This window comes from Corynebacterium sp. Marseille-Q4381 (genome assembly GCF_036881695.1).
In the GTDB taxonomy this organism is placed as follows: Bacteria; Actinomycetota; Actinomycetes; order Mycobacteriales; family Mycobacteriaceae; genus Corynebacterium.
Genome location: NZ_JBAJNR010000001.1, coordinates 141,337 through 157,890, shown reverse-complemented (window position 1 = coordinate 157,890; position 16,554 = coordinate 141,337). Strand labels below are relative to the sequence as shown.

Annotated in this window: 18 protein-coding genes; 15 read left to right on the top strand and 3 right to left on the bottom strand. The window is 65.5% G+C overall.

Annotated elements, in window-relative coordinates; all coding sequences use genetic code 11:
- Positions 1-35: 35 nt before the first annotated feature.
- From efp to V6D40_RS00805, 3 genes are read left to right on the top strand one after another with little or no spacing between them, the layout of a single operon-like run.
- Entirely contained in the window at positions 36-599 is a 564-nt protein-coding gene (gene efp / locus V6D40_RS00815; protein ID WP_334265135.1) for an elongation factor P, read from the top strand.
- Positions 599-1,099 (top strand): transcription antitermination factor NusB, encoded by a 501-nt coding sequence (gene nusB / locus V6D40_RS00810; protein ID WP_334265134.1) that lies wholly within the window; start codon positions 599-601, stop codon positions 1,097-1,099. Before efp ends, nusB begins: the two co-directional genes overlap by 1 nt.
- On the top strand, positions 1,080-1,931 hold the full coding sequence (locus tag V6D40_RS00805) for a PPK2 family polyphosphate kinase (RefSeq protein WP_334265133.1): 852 nt from the start codon (positions 1,080-1,082) through the stop codon (positions 1,929-1,931). Before nusB ends, V6D40_RS00805 begins: the two co-directional genes overlap by 20 nt.
- Here the strand turns inward: V6D40_RS00805 and V6D40_RS00800 are convergent.
- Together V6D40_RS00800 and V6D40_RS00795 are read right to left on the bottom strand one after the other, a co-directional pair.
- Entirely contained in the window at positions 1,928-2,377 is a 450-nt protein-coding gene (locus tag V6D40_RS00800) for a YbjN domain-containing protein (RefSeq protein WP_334265132.1), read from the bottom strand. The genes V6D40_RS00805 and V6D40_RS00800 overlap by 4 nt on opposite strands.
- A complete protein-coding gene (locus V6D40_RS00795) occupies positions 2,374-2,835 on the bottom strand; it encodes a YbjN domain-containing protein (protein ID WP_334265131.1) in 462 nt (153 codons plus the stop codon). Before V6D40_RS00795 ends, V6D40_RS00800 begins: the two co-directional genes overlap by 4 nt.
- Before the next feature lie 87 nt (positions 2,836-2,922).
- Here V6D40_RS00795 and V6D40_RS00790 point away from each other — a divergent pair, with 87 nt between their 5' ends.
- The 3 genes from V6D40_RS00790 to V6D40_RS00780 are packed head-to-tail and all read left to right on the top strand — an operon-like array spanning position 2,923 to position 5,696.
- Positions 2,923-3,915, top strand: coding sequence for a substrate-binding domain-containing protein (locus V6D40_RS00790; RefSeq protein WP_442891872.1), 993 nt, complete (start codon positions 2,923-2,925; stop codon positions 3,913-3,915).
- Positions 3,912-4,931 (top strand): ABC transporter permease, encoded by a 1,020-nt coding sequence (locus V6D40_RS00785; protein ID WP_334265130.1) that lies wholly within the window; start codon positions 3,912-3,914, stop codon positions 4,929-4,931. Before V6D40_RS00790 ends, V6D40_RS00785 begins: the two co-directional genes overlap by 4 nt.
- 3 nt (positions 4,932-4,934) lie before the next feature.
- Entirely contained in the window at positions 4,935-5,696 is a 762-nt protein-coding gene (locus tag V6D40_RS00780) for an ATP-binding cassette domain-containing protein (RefSeq protein WP_334265129.1), read from the top strand.
- Between the two features lie 380 nt (positions 5,697-6,076).
- Here the strand turns inward: V6D40_RS00780 and V6D40_RS00775 are convergent, their stop codons facing one another.
- The gene (locus V6D40_RS00775; RefSeq protein WP_334265128.1) at positions 6,077-7,453 is read right to left on the bottom strand and encodes a TIGR01777 family oxidoreductase; all 1,377 of its coding nucleotides are present in this window, start codon (positions 7,451-7,453) and stop codon (positions 6,077-6,079) included.
- 138 nt (positions 7,454-7,591) lie between these two features.
- On the opposite strand from V6D40_RS00775, the gene pyrR reads away from it, so the two are divergent.
- From pyrR to rpoZ, 9 genes are all read left to right on the top strand, one after another.
- Positions 7,592-8,167, top strand: coding sequence for a bifunctional pyr operon transcriptional regulator/uracil phosphoribosyltransferase PyrR (gene pyrR / locus V6D40_RS00770; RefSeq protein ID WP_334265127.1), 576 nt, complete (start codon positions 7,592-7,594; stop codon positions 8,165-8,167).
- 3 nt (positions 8,168-8,170) lie between these two features.
- Positions 8,171-9,112 (top strand): aspartate carbamoyltransferase catalytic subunit, encoded by a 942-nt coding sequence (locus V6D40_RS00765; protein WP_334265126.1) that lies wholly within the window; start codon positions 8,171-8,173, stop codon positions 9,110-9,112.
- A gap of 4 nt (positions 9,113-9,116) precedes the next feature.
- Positions 9,117-10,403 carry a dihydroorotase gene (locus V6D40_RS00760; RefSeq protein WP_334265125.1) on the top strand — a complete coding sequence of 429 codons (1,287 nt, stop codon included), beginning with the start codon at positions 9,117-9,119 and terminating at the stop codon, positions 10,401-10,403.
- The gene (locus V6D40_RS00755; protein WP_334265124.1) at positions 10,400-10,852 is read left to right on the top strand and encodes a carbamoyl-phosphate synthase domain-containing protein; all 453 of its coding nucleotides are present in this window, start codon (positions 10,400-10,402) and stop codon (positions 10,850-10,852) included. Before V6D40_RS00760 ends, V6D40_RS00755 begins: the two co-directional genes overlap by 4 nt.
- Positions 10,853-14,203: a carbamoyl-phosphate synthase large subunit gene (gene carB, locus V6D40_RS00750; RefSeq protein ID WP_334265123.1), complete on the top strand. Its 3,351-nt coding sequence runs from the start codon at positions 10,853-10,855 to the stop codon at positions 14,201-14,203.
- 3 nt (positions 14,204-14,206) lie between these two features.
- Positions 14,207-15,058: an orotidine-5'-phosphate decarboxylase gene (gene pyrF, locus V6D40_RS00745; RefSeq protein ID WP_334265122.1), complete on the top strand. Its 852-nt coding sequence runs from the start codon at positions 14,207-14,209 to the stop codon at positions 15,056-15,058.
- Positions 15,059-15,255: 197 nt separating this feature from the next.
- A complete protein-coding gene (gene mihF, locus V6D40_RS00740; protein WP_334265121.1) occupies positions 15,256-15,576 on the top strand; it encodes an integration host factor, actinobacterial type in 321 nt (106 codons plus the stop codon).
- Between the two features lie 6 nt (positions 15,577-15,582).
- Positions 15,583-16,164 (top strand): guanylate kinase, encoded by a 582-nt coding sequence (gene gmk, locus V6D40_RS00735; RefSeq protein ID WP_334265120.1) that lies wholly within the window; start codon positions 15,583-15,585, stop codon positions 16,162-16,164.
- A 6-nt stretch (positions 16,165-16,170) separates the two neighbouring features.
- Complete coding sequence (rpoZ, locus tag V6D40_RS00730) at positions 16,171-16,485, top strand: DNA-directed RNA polymerase subunit omega (RefSeq protein ID WP_442891871.1); 315 nt, start codon at positions 16,171-16,173, stop codon at positions 16,483-16,485.
- Positions 16,486-16,554 lie beyond the last annotated feature (69 nt).

Below are 16,554 nucleotides of genomic sequence, written 5' to 3'. Positions count from 1 at the left end.
TGTTTGCTCGCATTCTCTATTTGGGAGGTACCCCCGTGGCAACTACCGCCGATTTCAAGAACGGTCTCGTGCTGAAGGTTGACGGAAAACTCCAGCAGATCGTTGAGTTCCAGCACGTGAAGCCGGGCAAGGGCCCCGCTTTCGTCCGCACCAAGCTGAAGGACGTTGTCAGCGGCAAGACCGTGGACAAGACCTGGAACGCCGGTGTGAAGGTAGAGACCGCCACCGTCGACCGCCGCGACATGACCTACCTGTACAACGACGGCACCAACTTCGTCGTCATGGACGACAAGACATTCGAGCAGTACGAGCTCTCCCCGGAAGCGTTCGGCGACGCGGGCCGCTTCCTGCTTGAGAACATGCGCGTTCAGGTGTCTTTCCACGAAGGTGAGGCACTCTTCGGCGAGCTCCCGATCTCCGTGGACCTGCGCATCGAGCACACCGAGCCGGGCCTGCAGGGCGACCGCTCCACCGGCGGCACCAAGCCAGCAACGCTGGAAACCGGCGCCGAGATCCAGGTGCCGCTCTTCCTCGAGACCGGCAACGTAGTGAAGGTGGACACCCGCACGGGCGAGTACCTCTCCCGCGTGAACAACTAATGCCCGACTACAAACGTCACGGCGCCCGCTACCGCGCGCGCCGCAGAGCAGTAGACATCCTCTTCGAGGCGGAAACCCGCGACGTCGACCCGGTGTCGATCGTGGAAGACCGCACCGAGCTGGCCCGCGACCCGCAAAACGCAGTTGCGCCGATCGCCGACTACACCCGCGATATCGTGTGCGGCGCGGCTGAGAAGCTCGATGATCTGGACGACCAGATTGAACGTTTCCTCGACCGTGATTGGGAGCTGCACCGGCTTCCTGCGGTTGACCGCCAGATCTTGCGCGTTGCCACCTGGGAGATCCTGTTCAACGAGGAGGTGCCTCCGGCGATCGCTATCGCGAACGCGCTGGAGATGGCAACGGAGTACTCTGGCAACCAAGCCCCGCCGTACATCCACGCGATGCTCGACGGGATCACGCAGGCGCAATCCGCGGATGCGCCCGGGGAAGTCGACGCCGATACTGACGGTGAGGGCGATGGCGAAGCTCAGCTCTGAGGAGGCCCAATCTCTCAAGGTCGGGCCGAACTTCCAGCTCGCGGACGTTGACCCCGCTTCGACGCCTGGCCTAAAAGGCAGTGACGACATCGACGAAGCGTTCCACCGCCTCGACTCCGAGCTCGACGAGCTGCAGGAGAAGCTGTACGCCAACGGCCGTGCAGGCAACGAGGACGCTGGATCAATTCTGTTGGTGCTGCAGGGGATGGACACCGCCGGCAAGGGCGGCATTGTTCGCCACGTCATCGGCGAGACGATGGACCTGCAGGGGGTGCACGTCCAAGCGTTCGGGCGCCCGACGGAAGAGGAGGCGTCCCACGACTTCCTGTGGCGTTTTGAGCCGCACCTTCCGAAGCCCGGCCAGATCTCGGTCTTCGACCGCTCCCATTACGAGGACGTGCTGGTGCAGCGAGTCAAGCAGATGGCGCCGCCTGAGGAGATCGAGCGTCGTTACGGCGCCATCGTCGACTTCGAGGCCGATCTGGCCGCCCGCGGCACCAAAATCATCAAGGTCATGCCGCACATCTCGCGCGAGTTCCAGGCGGAAAACCTGCGCAACCGCATCGAGAACCCCAAGAAACACTGGAAGTACAACCCCAGCGACATCGACGACCGGAAACTGTGGTCGCAGTTCATGGCGGCCTACCAAATCGCGATGACTCGGACGTCCACCGACGTCGCGCCGTGGTACTGCATCCCGTCGGACAACAAGAAGTATTGCCGCACCGTCGTCAAGACTCTCTTGCGCGACGCGCTTGTCTCGCTGGGCCTCGACTGGCCCGAAGCTGACTTCGACCCCGAGGTGGAGTTGCGGCGCCTCGCCGAGTCCTAGCCCTCCTCAGCTGCGGCCTCCCGCGCCGCGCGGATCTGCTCGCACATGACCACCATGGCGTTGTGCGCCTCAACCACCGAGGCAACCGCCTGGGTTGCAGCGAACGCCAGCTGCTCGTCTGTCAGGCCGGCAGCGCAGGGTACTTCGGCTTCGGTGCGAATGACGTTTACCTCGCCCTTGTTCGCCACCACTGCGCGGGCACCCATCATCGCGGTGTTGACCTCGTTCGCGGCGAGGTAGTACGTCGCGTCCGGGGAATCGGTGGGGGTGTCGGTCGCGGAGTCTGCGCGCACGATAAACACGGAGTCCAAGAGCACCACGAGCAAGGGTAATCCCTCGTGGGTGCCGTGGGCTGCGCGCCCGGTCGCGTCCGGGGTGATGTCGATGCCCGCTGCAGCGCATGTCTCGGCGATGCGGTCGATGGTCACGAGCTTCGGTGCGGTCATCGGGTCTCCTCCCAGGTCACGGCGGTGGGGAAGGACGCCGCCAAAAAGTCGAACGCCTCCATGGCGGCGTTGATCGAGGTGAGAACGAAGGTGCCGAGCTGGTTGGTGCTCAGACCCCGCCCAATATCGATCGCACGAACGCCGGTCACCATGAGCGTGTCCTCGTCGCTCTGAAAGAAGCGCAGCGTTGGGGTGAAGCGGGTTTGGTTGTACTCGTTGGTGGCGAAGAGGAGGGAGGAGGCGTCGGCAAGCGCAAATGCCCCTCGCCAAGCTGCTTCGAAAAGCAGCTTGTGGTCTTCTATCGTGAACGCGATCGCGGCGTTGACGAATCCGGTGCGAAGTACCGCCTCTTCCAGCCGGTACTCCAGGCTCTCGTCCTCGAGGATCGCGACCACGTCGGCGAGGGCGATGTCGCGGACCTCGTTTGGATCTGGCGCTGTCTCAAGCGGGTCAGTCATGGCCCCTAAGGGTACCCAACAGCTTCTGTATCGGTTCAGAGCGTCGACAAGAGGGGATTGCCGGGCGCCACCGGCCAAGATGGAACCGTGAGAACAATCTGGAAGAAGACCGCCGCAATGCTTGCGTCGCTTGGTGTCGCGCTTGCAGCGGGGTGCTCGGCGACAGGCGGTGCTCCCCGCAGCGTCCCGGCGGGTGAAGCGGTGGGCGGGGTGGACACTCCGCGCTACGTCGTCGCTATGGTCACCCACGGCGCCCCCGGCGACACGTACTGGGATCTAGTGCGCAAAGGCGCGGAGGACGCCGCGAAGAAGGACAATATTGAGCTGAGGTACTCCTCCGACCCCCAGGCACCGAACCAGGCTAATCTGGTGCGTTCGGCTGTCGACGCCCGCGTGGACGGCATCGCTGTCACCCTGCCGAACGCGGACGCGATCGGCCCCGCGGCCCAAAGTGCCGTGGACGCGGGAATCCCGGTCGTCGGGTTGAACGCCGGCATGGACCGGTACGCCGACTACGGGTTGAGCGGGTTCTTCGGCCAAGACGAAACCGTCGCCGGCACCGCCGCGGGCGAGCGGTTGAAAGACGAGGGCAAGCGCAACGTGCTCTGCGTCATCCACGAGCAGGGCAACGTATCTCAGGAGGCGCGCTGCAACGGCGTGCGCTCTGGCCTTGACGGGCGGGTGGAGCTGCTCTACGTCAACGGGCAGGACCTCACCTCCGCGCAGTCGACCATCACGTCGAAGCTCGCGCAGGACGCGAGCTTCGACACCGTCTTCGCCTTGCAGGCACCGGTGGCGCTGCGGGCGGCGGAGGCGGTCGCGCAGGCAGGCGCTGGGGCCCAGGTCGTTACCTTCGACACCAACGCCGAGCTTGTCGGCGCGATCAAGGACGGTCGCGTGGCGTGGGCGGTGGATCAGCAACCGTATGTGCAGGGGTACCTGGCGGTGGACTCGTTATGGCTGGCGAAACGCAACGGCGCGGCGCTTGGCGGAGGGCAGCCCGTGTACACCGGCCCGAGTTTCGTCGACGCGGGAAACGTCGACGTCATCGCCGACGCCGCGAAGGCGGGTTTGCGGTGACCGGCGACGATCGACTCCGCTCCAGCACCGGGGTTGCGCGCGTTGTCCGCCGGCCCGAGCTCGCCAGCCTGCTGGGCTTAGTCGTCCTTTTCGCCCTGTTTACGGCGGTCGCCCCGGCGTTTCGCTCGCTCGAGGCCATCGCGACCATCCTGTACGCGAGCTCCACGCTGGGTATTGTCGCGCTTGCGGTCGGGTTACTCATGATCGGCGGCGAGTTCGACCTATCTTCCGGTGTCGCGGTGACCACCGCGGCGCTCGCTGCGACGATGCTCAACTACAACCTCCACCTCAACTCGTGGGTGGGGGCGGCGATATCGCTCGCCATCGCGCTGGGCATCGGCGCACTCAACGGCTATCTAGTCACGCGAACCGGCATCGACAGCTTCCTTATCACGCTCGCGGCGTTTCTCATGCTGCAGGGGTTGAACCTGGCCGTAACCAAGCTCGTCACCGGCCAGGTTGCTACGCCGACGATCGCGGACATGGAGGGGTTTCCCTCCGCGCGCCGGTTCTTCGCCGGCTGGTTCACCGTGGGTGGCGTGCGCATCAGCGTAATGGTGGTGTGGTGGGCGCTTTTCGTCGCCGTCGCGTCGGTTGTGCTGTTGAGGACCAAGTTCGGCAACTGGATCACCGCATCCGGCGGGGACGAGGACGCGGCCCGGGCCGTCGGCGTGCCGGTGCGCAAGGTGAAGATCGCGCTATTCATGACGGTCGGGTTCGCCGCCTGGTTCGTGGGCATGCACACGCTGTTCGCTTTCGACTCGATCCAGGCGGGCCAAGGGGTGGGCAACGAATTCCTCTACATCATCGCCGCGGTAATCGGCGGATGCGCCATGACCGGCGGGAGGGGCACCGCCGTGGGCACCGCGATCGGCGCGCTGATCTTCGGCATGACCAACCAGGGCATCGTCTACGCAGGGTGGAACCCAGACTGGTTCAAGTTCTTCCTCGGCGCGATGTTGCTGTTTGCGGTGCTGACCAACACTACGTTTGCCAACTTCACCAAGGGGCGCTGATCCATGGCAGTCATTGAGCTACGCGGCGTCACCAAGGACTACGGCGCGTTTCAGGCCCTTCGAGGCGTCAACCTCGCGGTCAACCCCGGCGAGGTGACCTGCGTGCTGGGGGACAACGGCGCGGGCAAATCGACACTGATCAAGATCCTGGCAGGGTTGCACCAGCCAACCGAGGGGCAGGTGCTTATCGACGCCACCCCAACCACCCTCAGCTCACCACGCGACGCACTGAGCGCGGGGATTGCCACCGTGCACCAAACCCTTGCGCTGGTCGATTCCTTGAGTGTGTGGCGCAACTTCTTCCTCGGCCAAGAACTCACCGGCCGCTTCGGCCTGCTGCGCCAGGCTGAGATGCGCCGCATCTGTTCAGAACAGTTGAGGCGGATGGGCGTGGACATCCCGGACGTCGACGTCGAGGCGGGAAACCTGTCCGGCGGGCAGCGCCAGGTGATCTCCATCGCGCGCGCAATCTACTTCGGCGCGCGCGTGGTGGTGCTGGACGAGCCGACCGCGGCCCTCGGTGTGAAGCAGTCCGGGATGGTGCTGAAGTTCATCGCGGCGGCGCGGGACCAAGGCGTGGCCGTGGTGTTTGTCACCCACAACCCGCACCACGCGTATTTGGTGGGCGACCGCTTCACCATCCTGCAGCTAGGCAGGCAGGTGCTCGACGCGCCGCGCAGCGAAGTCAGTCTTGACGAGCTAACCCGGGAAATGGCCGGCGGCGGCGAGCTCACCGAACTTATGCGCGAGCTTCGCCGCAGCTAGCCGCCGCGAGCTGATAGCCGCCGCCGCGCGCTGATAGCGGGTAACTCCCCGTGAGCCGAGCAGCGACCTGGGGAAACGCGTAACGCCCCCCGAGTTACCCGCTATCAACGCAAGCTAACAACACCGCCCCGGGGGCCGCAGCTAGCCGCCGCGAGCTGATAGCCGCTGGCGCGAGCTGATAGCGGGTAACTCTCAACCAGCCGAGCGGCGGCCTGCAGAAACGCGTAACGCCCCCCGAGTTACCCGCTATCAACGCCAGCTAACAACACCGCCCCGGGGGCGGCAGCTAGCCGCCGCAGCTTAGCCGCCGCCGCGCGCTGATAGCGGGTAACTCTCAACCAGCCGAGCGGCGACCTGGGGAAACGCGAAACGCCCCCGAGTTACCCGCTATCAACGCCAGTTGACACCGTCCCCGGGGCGAAGCCCAGCAGCGTCTCCTTGCCCAGCTCGTGGCGCAGCGCCGCCCCGAGCGTCGGGTACCGGAACGCCCAGCCTGCCTCCTCAGCGCGGGCGGGGACTGCGCGCTGGTCGGCCAAAGCCAGCTCCTTCGCACCCTGCGCACCGAGCAGTAGCTTCGGCCCGAATGCGGGAATGCTGAAGAAGTCGGGGCGGTGAAGCACTTCGGCCAGCGCCGCGGACAACTCCGCGTTGGTCACCGGGTTCGGAGCGGTGGCGTTGATCGGGCCGGAGACGATGTCGTCGAGAAGCGCCCGAGTGTAGAGGTCAGTTAGATCGTCGAGCGAGACCCAGGACATCCAGAAGTCGCCGTCGCCGAACTTTGCGCCCGCGCCCGCGTTCACTGACGCCTTGAGCACGGGCAAAAGCCCTCCCGCTCCGGATAGCGCGAGGCCAGTGCGGATGTTCACCACGCGGAGTCCGCCTACCTGGCTGGCCTCCTCCCACTGGGCGCAGACGTCGGCAAGAAAGCCCTTGCCCGGGCCGTCGGACTCGACGTGCGGATTGTCGCCGGCGTCTGTGCCGTAGTAACCGACTGCGGAGGCCGAGACGAACGCTGCAACGCCGCTGTCGGCTGCGAGCTGGGCGAGCTTCCTCGTCGGGCCGACGCGGGAGTCGCGGATCTTGCGCTTCTTTTCTTCAGTGAACCTGCCCATGATGGATTCGCCGGCGAGGTGGGCGACGGCGTCGACACCGGCGAGGAGGTCTGCGGCGGGGTTGTCCGGGTCCCAGTGGCGCTCGCCGGGGCCGGCCTCGCCGCGGGTGAGACCGATCACCGTATGTCCGGCGGTGGACAGCTGCGCGCGCAGGTGGCTGCCGACCAGGCCGGAAGCCCCTGTCACTGCGATGACCCTCGGCTCGGTCTCCGGCAGGGACCGCAAGAACTCGATGTCCTGAACCAGCTGGCGCTGGCGGTACGCAAACGCGGGGCGCAGCGCGAACTCGGGCACCCGCGACTCGACCGAGTCGTGGACCAGCGTGGCAGCGGTGCCGTCAACGCTCTTAGCCTCCTCGAATCGGTGGGTGTGGCGCCACCCTGTTGCGTACCTGATCGGCCGGTTCGCGGCTTCGTCGACAAACTGCTCGCCCGCAACGTACCCGTCGATTTGGTGCTCGGCGACCCATTTCAAGCCGCCCGGAAGCTGGAAGACGGTGGTGCCGCCGCGTAAGGACTGCGCCTGGCGCACCGGCCGCATAGGAAGGAACGGCGGCGTCAAGCGCTCGAGCGCACCCGGCCTCGAGTGCCACTTCCAAACGGTGTCAGTATCAGCCGGCACGAGGTGGGTTGCGTCGATGCCCATAGCTTGTCGCCGCTCACTTTCTTGATCTACTAGGAGGGAACTATCGGTGCTAAACTTCGAAGCGGTCTTTCGAGAATAGACCCGAAACGAAGAAGACATCCTTTAAATTCCGCACAGAGAGGCGGGGAAGGAGGTCCGGTGAGCGACAAACGAAGCGACCAAGATCGCACGACAGTGGAGCTGTTGACGGCTTCCGACGTCGGGCGCACCATTGCGCGCATTGCCCATCAGATCATCGAGAAGACGGCGCTCGACGCCGACAAAATACCCAACGTGATGCTGCTCGGGATCCCGTCCGGCGGCGTACCGCTGGCGCAGCGCATCGCGGACGCGATCGAAGAGTTTTCGGGTGTCGCAGTGCCCGTGGGCAGCTTGGACACGACCCTTTACCGCGACGACTTGCGCGACAAACCCCACCGCGCGCTGAGGCCCACCCGCATCCCCGGCGAGATCGACGGCGCGACCGTCATCCTCGTCGACGACGTGCTGTACTCCGGCCGAACCATCCGCGCGGCGCTCGACTCGCTTCGCGACATCGGGCGCCCAGCCGCCATCCAACTTGCCGTGCTGGTGGACCGTGGCCACCGCGAGCTGCCCATCCGCGCGGACTACGTGGGCAAGAACATCCCGACCGCCAAGACGGAAGACGTGACGGTGAGCCTGACTCCGATCGACGCCACTGACGGCGTCACCCTCACCAAGGAGGGCCAATAGAAAATGAAACACCTCATCGACATCGCGGACTGCTCTCGCAGCGAGATCATCGGGCTGATGGACGAGGCAGACCGCTTCCGGGAGGCGCTTGACGGTCGCGAGATCAAGAAGCTGCCTACGCTTCGCGGGCGCACGATCTTCACCCTGTTCTACGAGAACTCCACACGTACCCGGTCTTCGTTCGAGACCGCGGGCAAGTGGATGAGCGCGGACGTGATCAACGTGTCCGCTTCCGGGTCAAGCGTGAAAAAGGGCGAGTCGCTCAAGGACACCGCACAGACACTCGCCGCAATCGGCGCCGACGCAATCGTGATGCGCCACCCGGCCTCGGGCGCGCCGAACCTTTTGCGCACCTGGTTGCCGGAGACGTCCATCGTCAACGCCGGCGACGGCCAGCATCAGCACCCCACCCAGGCGCTCCTCGACGCTGTGACGATGCGCCAACACATCGGCGACGTGAACGGGAAGACCGTCCTGATCGTCGGCGACATCCTGCACTCGCGTGTGGCTCGCTCCAACGTCGACCTGCTGTCCATTCTCGGCGCCGACGTCGTGCTGGTCGCCCCGCCCACGCTTTTGCTGCTGGGTGTGGAGCACTGGCCGTGCCGCGTAATGCACGACCTAGATCAAGCCATCGAACTAGACCCAGCGGTCGTCATGATGCTCCGCGTGCAGGCTGAGCGCATGCACGGCGGGTTCTTCCCGTCGCACCGCGAATACGCCACGCTCTACGGGTTGAGCAAGGACAGGGCTGATCGGCTTAGCGACGGTGCGCTGATCATGCACCCCGGCCCAATGCTGCGCGGCATGGAGATCAACTACGCCGTGGCCGAGCGCCCGAACGCGGTGGTGCTAGGCCAGGTCTCGAACGGTGTCTACACCCGCATGGCTGTGCTGTTCACGCTGCTGGCCAGCGGCAACACCGGACTGGAAGGAAAGGAGTAGCGCCGTGACCACACTCGCTTTGAACAACGTCCGGCCCTACGGCGAGGACGCAACCAACATTCTTATCGACGTCGCCGCCGGCGTTATCGACTCGGTCAGCGAGCAGCCGTTTACCGACGCCGACGAGGCCTACGACTGCGCGGGCAACATCCTGCTTCCCGGGTTGGTTGACATGCATGTCCACCTGCGCGAGCCGGGCCGCGAGGACACCGAGACGATTGCCACCGGCTCCGAGGCGGCTGCCAAGGGCGGCTTCACTGCCGTGTTTACCATGGCGAACACGAACCCGGTCATCGATCAGCCGTTTTTGGCCGACGCTGTGTGGGAGAAGGGCCAGGCCTACGGCAAGTGCGACGTCTACCCGGTCGGCTCGATCAGCCGCGGGTTGCAGGGGGAGACCCTCACTGAGATCGGCCTCATGGCGCGCGGTCACGTGCGCATGTTTTCCGACGACGGCCGCTGCGTAAACGACCCGCAGCTGATGCGCCGCGCGATCGAGTACGCGAAGGCGCACGACGTGGTGCTGGCGCAGCACGCCGAGGACCACCGCATGACCGGCGACGCATGCGCCCACGAGGGCCCTAACGCCGCGCGCCTCGGCCTGCGCGGCTGGCCGCGCGTGGCGGAGGAATCCGTTGTCGCGCGCGACCTGATCATGACGCGCGACTACGGCGGGCGCTACCACCTGTGCCACGCTTCCACTGAGGGCACCGTCTCCCTCCTTCGCTGGGCGAAGCAGCAGGGGATCGAGGTTTCTGCCGAAGTGACGCCGCACCACCTGCTGCTCACCGACGAAAAGCTGGAGACCTTCGACGGCGTCTACCGCGTCAACCCTCCGCTGCGGGAGGAGAGCGACACCGCCGCTCTCCGAGAAGCGTTGCTGGACGGCACCGTCGATGTCGTCGCCACCGACCATGCCCCGCACGGCTCCGAAGACAAGTGCGTGGAGTTCGAACACGCCAAGCCCGGCATGCTCGGCTTGGAAACCTCCCTGGCGGTGGTCCACCAGCTGTTCGTCGAACCTGGGCTCGCGGACTGGCGCTTCGTTGCGCAGGTCATGTCTGAGCGCCCCGCCGAAATCTTGCGGCTCGAGGACCAGGGCCGGCCCATCGCGGCTGGGGAGCCGGCGAACCTCACCCTGGTGGATCCGCAGCACTCCTGGACCACCCGCGGTGACGAGCTGGCGTCGAAGGCGTCGAACACGCCCTACGAGGGCATGGATTTCAACGCGAAAGTCGTGGCCACCTGGCTGCGCGGCAAGATCACCCACATGGAAAAGGACTTCTCATGAGCAACAACCGCATCCCTGCCGTGCTGGTTCTGGCGGACGGCACCGAATTCCCGGGCTTCGCGTTCGGCGCCTGCCCTGAAGCTGGCACCGGAGAGATTGCAGGCACCTGCACCCACACGGCCGATATGTTCGGCTACCAACGGGAACTGACCGAGCCGGAGCGTGCCGGACAGATCCTAGTCTTTGCCGCGCCCCAGATCGGCAACGTCGGCTGGAACAGCGAGGACAGTGCCGGGGACGGCTCGATCACCGCCGCGGCCGTGGTGGTGCGCGATGTCTCTCGCCTCACATCCAACCACCGCTCGGCGCGCTCTTTTGAGGAGGAGCTGCGCAACCAAGGCGTGACCGGCATCCGCGGCGTGGACACCCGCAAACTGGTCCGCCACCTTTCCAAGACTGGCCCGCAGCAGGCCACCATCACCGTTGAAGCCAGCGAGGAGACCAAGTAAATGAAGCGCGAAGATCTCAACCACGTCATGGTGATCGGTTCCGGCCCGATCGTGATCGGCCAAGCCTGCGAGTTCGATTACTCCGGCACCCAGGCTTGCCGCGTACTCAAAGACGAGGGCCTGCGAGTGACGTTGGTCAACTCCAACCCGGCGACGATCATGACGGACCCGGAGTTCGCCGACGCGACCTACGTCGAGCCGATCGAACCCGAGTACATGGACAAGATCCTGGCCCGCGAAGCGGAGTTGGGTCACCCGGTGGACGCGATCCTGCCTACCCTCGGGGGGCAGACGGCGCTCAACGCCGCGATCCAGCTGGACCGCCTGGGCATCCTGGACAAGCACGGCGTGGAGCTCATCGGCGCAGACATCGACGCGATTGAGCGCGGTGAGGACCGCCAGAAGTTCAAGGACATCGTGGAGAAGGTCGGCGGCGAATCAGCCCGCTCCCGCGTCTGCTACACCATGGAGGAGATCGAAGACACGGTTGCGGAGCTGGGCTTTCCCTGCGTCGTGCGCCCGTCGTTCACCATGGGCGGTCTCGGCTCAGGTTTGGCCTACGACATGGACGACCTGCACCGCATCGCCGGCGACGGTCTCGCCGCCAGCCCCGAGGCCAACGTGCTCATTGAAGAGTCGATCCTCGGCTGGAAGGAGATGGAGCTCGAGCTCATCCGCGACAAGGACGACAACTGCATCACCATTGCCACCATCGAAAACGTCGACGCAATGGGCGTGCACACGGGCGATTCCGTCACTGTGGCTCCTGTGCTCACCATGACCGAGCCCGAGGTGACGAAGATGATCGAGCAGGGCAAGGCCATTATCCGCGAGGTCGGCGTGAGAACAGGCGGCTGCAACCTCCAGTTCGCCATCAACCCCGAAGACGGCCGCATGATCGTCATCGAGATGAACCCGCGCGTCTCCCGCTCGTCTGCGTTGGCGTCTAAGGCCACCGGCTACCCGATTGCGAAGGTCGCCGTCCGCCTGGCGATCGGCTACACGCTCGACGAGATTGAAAACGACATCACCGGCGGCGCGCTGACGGCGCTCGCCGAGCCGGCGCTCGACTACGTCATTGTGAAGATGCCGCGCTTTGCTTTCGAGAAGTTCCCCGGCTCCGACGAGACGCTGGGCACCTCGATGAAGGCCGTGGGCGAGGCCATGGGGATCGGCCGCAACTACATCCAGGGCCTGAACAAGGTCATGCGCTCGATGGAGGACAAGCCGAACGGGTTCTGGACGAAGCCGGACGAGTACTTCGCCGGCGAGCGCGCGCAGGACAAGCAGGCGGTGCTCGAAGACCTCAAGGTGCCCACGGACAAGCGCATGTACGACGTGGAGTTGGCCATGCGCCTCGGCGCCAGCATCGACGAGATTTACCAAGCCTCCGGTATTGACCCGTGGTTCCTCGCAGAGCTCGAGTCGCTCGTCGAGTTTAGGGCTTTGCTTGCCGACGCCCCCGTTCTCGACGCCTCCCTCCTCCGAGAGGCGAAAGCGTACGGCCTGTCCGACGCCCAGATTGCAGTGCTTCGCCCCGAGTTGGCCGGCGAGGACGGTGTGCGCTCGTTGCGCTGGTCGCTGGGTATCCACCCGACCTACAAGACTGTCGACACCTGCGCGGGCGAGTTCGAAGCCAAGACTCCGTACTTGTACTCGGCCTACGAGCTCGATCCCGACGCCGAGAGCGAGGTCGACGCGACGGGTATCTCGGGCAAGGACAAAGTCATCATTCTGGGCTCCGGCCCGAACCGCATCGGCCAGGGCATCGAGTTCGACTACTCCTGCGTGCACGCCGCGCTCGAGCTGTCGCGTGTGGGCTACGAGACGGTGATGGTCAACTGCAACCCGGAGACTGTCTCCACCGACTACGACACCGCGGACCGCCTCTACTTCGAACCGCTGACGTTTGAAGACGTCATGGAGATCTACCGCGCTGAGAGCGCGACCGGTCCGGTCGCCGGCGTGATTGTGCAGCTCGGCGGCCAAACGCCGCTGGGGCTTGCGCAGAAGCTTGCCGACGCCGGCGTGCCCGTCGTCGGCACCACGCCCGAAGCCATCGACCTCGCCGAGGACCGCGGGGAGTTCGGCAAGGTGCTCGAGGCAGCTAGCCTGCCGGCTCCGGCATACGGCACCGCGACGTCCTTCGAGGAGGCTCGCGAGGTTGCCGCCGGCATCGGTTACCCGGTGCTGGTGCGTCCCTCCTACGTGCTGGGCGGGCGCGGCATGGAAATCGTCTACGACGAGGAGAGCCTCCACGACTACATCGACCGCGCGACCGAGCTGACCCCGGACCACCCGGTGCTGGTGGACCGCTTCTTGGACTCCGCGATCGAGATCGACGTGGATGTGCTCTCTGACGGTACGGAGGTGTACCTCGGCGGCGTGATGGAGCACATCGAGGAGGCCGGTATCCACTCCGGCGACTCGGCTTGCGCCCTGCCGCCGATGACGCTGGGCCCCGACGACATCGCGAAAGTGCGCCGCTCTGCTGAAGCGCTGGCGCACGGCATTGGGGTGAAAGGCCTGATGAACGTCCAGTTCGCGCTGAAGGACGACATCCTCTACGTCATCGAGGCGAACCCGCGCGCGTCGCGCACGGTGCCGTTCGTGTCCAAGGCCACGGGCGTGCACCTGGCGAAGGCCGCCAGCCGCATCATGATGGGGGCCACCATTGCGGAGCTGAAGTCTGAGGGTCTCATCCCGTCCGACTACGACGGCGGCTCGTTGCCGCTGGAGCACCCGATCGCGGTGAAGGAGGCCGTGCTGCCGTTCAGCCGCTTCCGCACCCCGGCGGGTAAGGTGCTGGACACTATTCTCGGCCCGGAGATGAAGTCCACCGGCGAAGTCATGGGCCTGGCGCCGTCCTTCGGCGTGGCCTACGCCAAGGCTGAGGCAGCGGCGTTCGGCGAGCTGCCGACGGAGGGCACCGTGTTCGTCTCGGTCGCCAACCGCGACAAGCGCACGCTGATCTTCCCCATCCAGCGCCTCTACACCATGGGGTTCAACGTGGTTGCCACCGCCGGCACTGCGCAGATGCTGCGCCGCAACGGCATCGAGTGCGAGACCGTGCTGAAGGCGTCCGAGGTTCGCGAGGGCGCTGAAGGCAAGAGCATCCTCGACCGCATCAACGACGGCGAGATCGACCTGATCCTGAACACGCCTGCGGGTTCTGCCGGCGCGCGCCACGACGGCTACGACATCCGCGCCGCAGCTGTCGCCGCGGGCGTGCCGATCATGACGACGGTGCAAGGTGTGACTGCCGCGGTGCAGGGCATCGAAGCGTTGCGGGGCAACGAGGTCGGCGTGATGAGCCTGCAGGAGCTCAACCACACCGGCGAGCAGGAGTAGCGCATGGGTGCGCCAACATTCGGTGACATGCTCGTCGCCGCCGGTGGCGAGCGCGGGCGGCTGTGCGTGGGGATTGACCCGCACGCGAGCCTGCTCGACGCCTGGGGGTTGCCCGACACCGTTGACGGCTTGCGCACCTTCGCACTGACGTGCGTGGAGGCGTTCGCGGGCGAGGTCGCGCTGGTGAAACCTCAAGTCGCCTTCTTTGAGCGCTTTGGCTCAGCCGGGTTCGCCGTCCTGGAGGAGACGCTGGCGGCGCTGCGCGAATCCGGCACGCTCACCGTGGCGGACGCGAAGCGCGGCGACATCGGATCGACGATGGCCGGCTACGCCGCGGCGTGGCTCCAGCCAGGTTCGCCCCTCGAAGCGGACGCGGTCACCCTGACGCCGTACCTCGGCGTCGGGTCGCTCGATCCTGCGATCGTGCTCGCTGCTGAGCACGGCAAGGGCGTGTTCGTGATGGCGGCCAACTCCAACCCGGAGGCAGAGGCGTTCCAGAGTGCGCCGCTGGGCGAGCCTTCTGAGGCTGCGCCCACGGTGGCGCAGTACATGGTGGACGAGTGCGCCGGGTACAACGCGCCAGCCAGGGATGGGGCGTCTGTCGGCCATGTTGGAGTGGTGGTGGGGGCGACCGTCGTCAAGCCTCCTGCCCTCAGCGAGCTGAACGGTTGTGTGCTGATGCCCGGCGTGGGTGCCCAGGGCGCCACGTTCGCCGACGCCGACCGGCTGGCGGGGAGCAGCGCGCACGTGGTGTTCCCGAGCGTCTCGCGCTCGGTGCTGCAAGCTGGGCCGAATGTTGACAACCTGCGGAAACAGGTGCGTGAACTGCGAAAACAGCAAAACGACGCGGGGTGATTCCCTGCTCGGGAAAAACCCTGGTAGCTTAGTTCCGTCGAACCGTTGACGTGGTCAAACGCAGGCCGTGTTAACCCGGCAGCACTTTTCGCGAGTGCTACACTTGGCCGGAGCTGGCGAGTTGCAACGGTGCAATTCAGCCGGGGACGGTTGATCACACTGGACCACTTAAGAACTTAGAAACATTGGAGGAACCCGTGGCACTTCCACAGTTGACCGATGAGCAGCGCAAGGCGGCACTTGAGAAGGCAGCTGAGGCCCGCAAGCAGCGCGCAGAGCTGAAGGCGTCGCTCAAGCGCGGCGAGATCACCCTCAAGGACGTCCTGGACAAGGCGGACACCGACGAGATCGTGGGCAAGACCAAGGTCTCCGCACTCCTCGAGGCTATGCCGAAGGTGGGCAAGGTGAAGGCTCGCGAGATCATGGAAGAGCTGGAGATCGCTCAGACCCGCCGCCTGCGCGGTCTCGGTGACCGTCAGCGCCGCGCTCTGCTCGAGCGTTTCGGCTACGAGGCGTAAAGCGACGTGGTTGAGGGCACGAAACGCGGCAGGCTCGTCGTTCTCGCGGGACCGTCCGCGGTAGGGAAGTCCACAGTGGTGCGCCGTTTGGTCACCGATGTGCCGAACCTCTATTTCTCCGTGTCCATGACTACGCGCGCCCCGCGGCCGGGCGAAATTGACGGCCAAGACTACTTCTTTGTCACAGCCGACGACTTTCAGCACCGCATCGACGCGGGCGAAATGCTGGAGTGGGCCGACATTCACGGTGGCCTGCAGCGCTCCGGCACACCGGCCGGCCCGGTGAACGAGGCGCTGGAGGCGGGCTACCCGGTGCTGGTCGAAGTCGACCTCGCCGGCGCGCGCAACATCAAGCGCCTAATGCCGGAAGCCGCAACCGTGTTCTTGGCGCCGCCGTCGTGGGAGGCGCTCGTCGAGCGGCTCACCGGCCGCGGCACGGAAACCGAGGACGTCATCCAACGGCGTCTCAGCACTGCCAGGGAAGAGCTCGACGCACAGGGCGAGTTCGACACTGTCGTGGTGAACGACGATGTCGACCAGACAGTCGCCGCAATCGCGGCAATTTTGACCAACACAACAAGCGAGTAGGTGTAAGTGAGCAACGTAACCGACGATCTGTCGCAAGCTGCTGACGACGCGGTGATCGAGCAGGAGCGCGTCTACGACGAACCGGAGGGCATTACCGCGCCCCCGATCGACGAGCTATTGACCAAGGTCTCCTCGAAGTACGCACTGGTCATTTTCGCGGCCAAGCGTGCTCGCCAGATCAACAGCTTCTACCAGAACTCCGACGAAGGCGTCTTCGAGTTCATCGGCCCGCTGGTGAACCCCGAACCGGGCGAGAAGCCGCTTTCCATCGCGCTGCGCGAGATCCAGGCGGGTCTCTTGGAGCACGAAGAGGGCCAGTAAACCCTTCCAAGCGTTACGGTGCCCCGTGCGCCGCCTCAACTTGAGGCGGGTGCGGGGCACCGTTTTTTG

Bases quoted from the DNA above. Each gene is read 5' to 3' on its own strand.
- nusB (WP_334265134.1), top strand. From the start codon at position 599: ATGCCCGACTACAAACGTCACGGCGCCCGCTACCGCGCGCGCCGCAGA.
- V6D40_RS00805 (WP_334265133.1), top strand. From the start codon at position 1,080: ATGGCGAAGCTCAGCTCTGAGGAGGCCCAATCTCTCAAGGTCGGGCCG.
- V6D40_RS00800 (WP_334265132.1), bottom strand. From the start codon at position 2,377: ATGACCGCACCGAAGCTCGTGACCATCGACCGCATCGCCGAGACATGC.
- V6D40_RS00795 (WP_334265131.1), bottom strand. From the start codon at position 2,835: ATGACTGACCCGCTTGAGACAGCGCCAGATCCAAACGAGGTCCGCGAC.
- V6D40_RS00780 (WP_334265129.1), top strand. From the start codon at position 4,935: ATGGCAGTCATTGAGCTACGCGGCGTCACCAAGGACTACGGCGCGTTT.
- V6D40_RS00775 (WP_334265128.1), bottom strand. From the start codon at position 7,453: ATGGGCATCGACGCAACCCACCTCGTGCCGGCTGATACTGACACCGTT.
- V6D40_RS00765 (WP_334265126.1), top strand. From the start codon at position 8,171: ATGAAACACCTCATCGACATCGCGGACTGCTCTCGCAGCGAGATCATC.
- V6D40_RS00755 (WP_334265124.1), top strand. From the start codon at position 10,400: ATGAGCAACAACCGCATCCCTGCCGTGCTGGTTCTGGCGGACGGCACC.
- carB (WP_334265123.1), top strand. From the start codon at position 10,853: ATGAAGCGCGAAGATCTCAACCACGTCATGGTGATCGGTTCCGGCCCG.
- pyrF (WP_334265122.1), top strand. From the start codon at position 14,207: ATGGGTGCGCCAACATTCGGTGACATGCTCGTCGCCGCCGGTGGCGAG.